The 1007-nt window shown below is 59.3% G+C and carries 2 protein-coding genes; one reads left to right on the top strand and one right to left on the bottom strand.

Annotation, left to right across the window (positions count from 1 at the left end; translation table 11 throughout):
• Positions 1-474, bottom strand: a 474-nt coding sequence (locus tag MJ777_RS07550) for a DUF4291 domain-containing protein (RefSeq protein WP_370652669.1), incomplete at its 3' end; no start/stop codon positions are given.
• 145 nt (positions 475-619) lie between these two features.
• Here MJ777_RS07550 and MJ777_RS07555 point away from each other — a divergent pair.
• Positions 620-1007 (top strand): RHS repeat domain-containing protein (locus MJ777_RS07555; RefSeq protein ID WP_239374479.1); only part of this gene is annotated, 388 nt, incomplete at its 3' end.

Below are 1007 nucleotides of genomic sequence, written 5' to 3' on the forward strand. Positions count from 1 at the left end.
ATCGCGGATTCTATTAATCCAATTATTCACATAGAGCCGACTGGCTTCTATACCGAGACCGATCTGAATAGATCGTTCTGACTGAGGTCGCATGTGGAGGTCTCTGTCTGGATCCCACTGAATCCGTACAGGGGCAGCAGTCAACTGCGAACGCCATGTCTCATAGCTAGGAAATAGATTCGCGGCGTAGGAGCTCAGGCAGGAGTGTGTTAATGACCACATAAATCCCTCGCGACTGATTTCAATTGCCAAGATTCGTTCTTGGTTCGGTTTGGTAGCCCACCCTGACCGGTGCATCATCCACAGAAATGATGGTTTGATCCAAGTCATTCTCCCTGGTTTGAACGGTGGTACGAAGATGCCTGCTTCGAGTGCGCGATCGGCGATCTCGTGGGAGTACGCTTGGTAGACGGTGATAGTGTCCGTGTTGAAGAGAGCACGTACTTCGCGTTGGCGCATAAGCCCAGGTTGCATTCATCGCCTGTTGCGGTCAAGTGGGACTGCAATCTGATCATTTTCAGATGATCTGAATCGACTGAACCACCCCGCGTTCAGTGGAGACTTCTGCCGCGACGATCTGACTTCGACGGCGGGGGCGGTCACGGGTGGGACGCGGTCGTTGGCCTACGACGATGCCCGGCAGTTGACGTCGGTGACCTACGCGTTGGGTGGGGCGGTCCGCAGCTTCGGCTACGACAGCCTGGGCCGGACCACCGCGGACACGTTGACCGGCCCCGGCGGGACGTTGCGGGCGGCGACCTACGGCTATGACGCCAACGACAACCGGTTGACCGAGACGCTGGCCCCGGCGGCGCTCGCCGGGTCGGGGAGTCAGAGTTACGGCTACGACCGGGCGGATCGGCTGGTGTCGTGGACGAACACCGGTGGGGCGACGACGACGTACGGCTGGGATGGGGCGGGGAACCGCACGTCGGTGAACGGCACGGCGGCGAGCTTCGATGAGCGGAACCAGCTGCTCACCGATGGGACGACGACGTTCACGTATA

Origin of the sequence: Protofrankia sp. Cj5 (genome assembly GCF_917627405.1) — a bacterium.
Classification (GTDB): domain Bacteria; phylum Actinomycetota; class Actinomycetes; order Frankiales; family Frankiaceae; genus Protofrankia.